The sequence below is a fragment of the Paracoccus sp. UBA5162 genome (assembly GCF_002413585.1).
GTDB lineage: Bacteria > Pseudomonadota > Alphaproteobacteria > Rhodobacterales > Rhodobacteraceae > Paracoccus.
The window spans coordinates 12,722-16,199 of the sequence record NZ_DHXG01000072.1; the positions used below are offsets into that span (position 1 = coordinate 12,722).

At 63.4% G+C, this 3,478-nt stretch carries 1 protein-coding gene and 1 pseudogene; both read left to right on the top strand.

All coding sequences use genetic code 11. From position 1 onward, the window contains the following. Positions 1 to 2,544, top strand: a 2,544-nt coding sequence (gene rpoB, locus B4A72_RS10730) for a DNA-directed RNA polymerase subunit beta (RefSeq protein WP_292978555.1), incomplete at its 5' end; no start/stop codon positions are given. A 101-nt stretch (positions 2,545 to 2,645) separates the two neighbouring features. Beyond that, positions 2,646 to 3,478, top strand: a pseudogene (locus tag B4A72_RS10735) (DNA-directed RNA polymerase subunit beta'); the annotation flags it as partial.

Consider the following 3,478-nt stretch of genomic DNA (forward strand, 5'->3'; position numbering starts at 1 on the left):
TCGCAGTTCATGGACCAGACCAACCCGCTGTCCGAGGTGACGCACAAGCGCCGTCTGTCGGCGCTTGGGCCGGGCGGTCTGACGCGCGAACGCGCCGGCTTCGAGGTGCGCGACGTGCACCCGACGCATTACGGCCGGATGTGCCCGATCGAGACGCCGGAAGGCCAGAATATCGGCCTGATCAACAGCCTCGCGACTTTCGCGCGGGTGAACAAGTACGGCTTCATCGAAACGCCCTATCGCAAGGTCGAGAACGGCCGCGTTACCGATGACGTGGTCTACATGTCCGCGACCGAGGAAATGCGTCATACCGTGGCCCAGGCCAATGCGACGCTGGATGCTGATGGCAATTTCGTCGATGAACTGATCAGCACCCGCCAGTCGGGCGATTTCATGCTGAACCCGGTCGATGCCGTCGATCTGATCGACGTGTCGCCCAAGCAGCTGGTCTCGGTCGCCGCGGCGCTGATTCCGTTCCTGGAAAACGACGACGCCAACCGCGCCCTGATGGGTTCGAACATGCAGCGTCAGGCCGTGCCGCTGCTGCGGGCCGAGGCGCCTTTCGTCGGCACCGGCATGGAGGCCGTCGTGGCCCGCGATTCCGGTGCCGCGATCACCGCGCGCCGGGGTGGGGTGATCGACCAGGTCGATGCCCAGCGGATCGTCGTGCGCGCCACCGAGAACCTGGAAGCCGGCGACGCGGGCGTGGACATCTATCGTCTGCGCAAGTTCAAGCGGTCCAACCAGTCCTCGACCATCAACCAGCGACCGCTGGTCAAGGTGGGCGAAAAGGTCGAAGGCGGTCAGGTCATCGCCGACGGTCCCTCGACCGATCAGGGTGAACTGGCCATCGGCCGCAACGTGGTCGTCGCGTTCATGCCGTGGAACGGCTACAACTACGAGGACTCGATCCTGATTTCCGAGCGGATTCACCGCGACGACGTGTTCACCTCGATCCATATCGACGAATACGAGGTCGCGGCCCGCGACACCAAGCTTGGGCCCGAGGAAATCACCCGCGACATCCCCAACGTGGGCGAGGAAGCGCTGCGCAATCTCGATGAGGCCGGCATCGTCTATATCGGGGCCGAAGCGGGTCCGGGCGACATCCTGGTCGGCAAGATCACGCCCAAGGGCGAAAGCCCGATGACGCCCGAGGAAAAGCTGCTGCGCGCCATCTTCGGCGAAAAGGCCAGCGACGTGCGCGACACCTCGCTGCGTCTGCCGCCGGGCGCCTACGGCACCGTCGTCGAGGTCCGCGTCTTCAACCGCCACGGCGTGGACAAGGACGAACGCGCGCTTCAGATCGAGCGCGAGGAGGTCGAGCGTCTGGCGCGCGACAGGGACGACGAACAGGCGATTCTGGACCGCAACATCTATGCGCGCCTGAAATCGCTGATCCTGGGCAAGACCGCCGTCAAGGGACCGAAAGGTGTCAAGCCGAACAGCGAGATCACCGAGGATCTGCTGGGCACGCTGAGCCGCGGCCAGTGGTGGCAGCTTGCCGTCGGAGAAGAGGACATCGCCAAGGAAGTCGAGGCGCTGAACCATCAGTATGATGCCCAGAAGAAGGCCCTGGAAGCCCGCTTCGAGGACAAGGTCGAGAAGGTCCGTCAGGGCGACGACCTGCCGCCGGGTGTGATGAAGATGGTCAAGGTCTTTGTCGCCGTGAAGCGCAAGCTGCAGGCGGGCGACAAGATGGCCGGCCGTCACGGCAACAAGGGCGTCGTCTCCAAGGTCGTGCCGATGGAGGACATGCCGTTCCTGGCGGACGGCACGCCGGTCGATCTGGTGCTGAATCCGCTGGGCGTGCCCTCGCGGATGAATGTGGGCCAGATCCTCGAAACCCATATGGGTTGGGCATCGCGCGGCCTTGGCATCCGGATCGACGAGGCGCTGGAAGAATATCGCCGCAACGGCGACATGACGCCGGTCCGCGAGGCGATGAAGATCGGCTATGGCGACGATCTCTATGCCGATACCTTCGAGGGAATGGCCGACGCGCAACTGGTCGAGCACGCCAATACCGTGCGCACCGGGGTGCCGATCGCCACGCCCGTCTTCGACGGCGCCAAGGAGGCCGACGTCAACGACGCGCTGGCGCGGGCGGGCTTCGACACGTCGGGTCAGTCGGTGGTCTTCGATGGCCGCACGGGCGAGCAATTCGCCCGCAAGGTCACTGTCGGGATGAAGTATATCCTGAAGCTGCACCATCTCGTCGATGACAAGATGCATGCCCGTTCGACCGGTCCCTACAGCCTCGTGACCCAGCAGCCGCTGGGCGGCAAGGCGCAGTTCGGCGGTCAGCGGCTGGGCGAGATGGAGGTCTGGGCTCTGGAAGCCTATGGCGCCGCCTATACCCTGCAAGAGATGCTGACGGTCAAGTCGGACGACGTTGCCGGGCGCACCAAGGTCTACGAATCCATCGTCAAGGGCGAGGACAATTTCGAAGCAGGCGTGCCGGAATCGTTCAACGTGCTGGTCAAGGAGGTCCGGGGTCTGGGCCTCAACATGGAACTCCTGGATGCGGAGGAAGAGGAATAGCCGGAGGGCCCGGTGGGGCGAAATCCCACCCATGCGAACCCGGCGGGGTGGGGTCTTGCCCCACCTCCCTTTCACCCCGCGCCGATCATTAGGATTTTAAGATGAACCAGGAACTCGCCACCAATCCGCTGAACCCGCTGGCTCCGCCTCGGCAGTTCGACGAAATCAAGATCTCGCTGGCCTCGCCCGAAGAAATTCTGGCCTGGTCCTTCGGCGAGGTGAAGAAGCCCGAAACCATCAACTACCGCACGTTCAAGCCCGAGCGTGACGGCCTGTTTTGCGCGCGCATCTTCGGTCCCATCAAGGATTACGAATGCCTGTGCGGCAAATACAAGCGCATGAAATATCGCGGCCTGGTCTGCGAGAAGTGCGGTGTCGAGGTGACCTTGCAGAAGGTCCGGCGCGAACGGATGGGCCATATCGAACTGGCCGCGCCGGTCGCCCATATCTGGTTCCTGAAATCGCTGCCGTCGCGCATCGGCCTGATGCTGGACATGACGCTGCGCGATCTGGAACGGATCCTGTATTTCGAAAACTACGTCGTGATCGAACCGGGTCTGACCGACCTGACCTATGGCCAGTTGCTGAGCGAAGAGGAATTCCTCGACGCCCAGGACAGCTATGGCGCCGATGCCTTCACCGCCGATATCGGCGCAGAGGCGATCCGCGCGATGCTGGCCAATATCGATCTGGCGGCGACGGCCGAACAATTGCGCGAGGATCTGAAAGAGGCCACGGGCGAATTGAAGCCGAAGAAGATCATCAAGCGGTTGAAGATCGTCGAATCCTTCCTGGAATCGGGCAACCGTCCCGAATGGATGGTGCTGACCGTGATCCCGGTCATCCCGCCCGAACTGCGTCCGCTGGTGCCCCTGGATGGCGGCCGCTTCGCGACGTCGGACCTGAACGACCTGTATCGCCGCGTGATCAACCG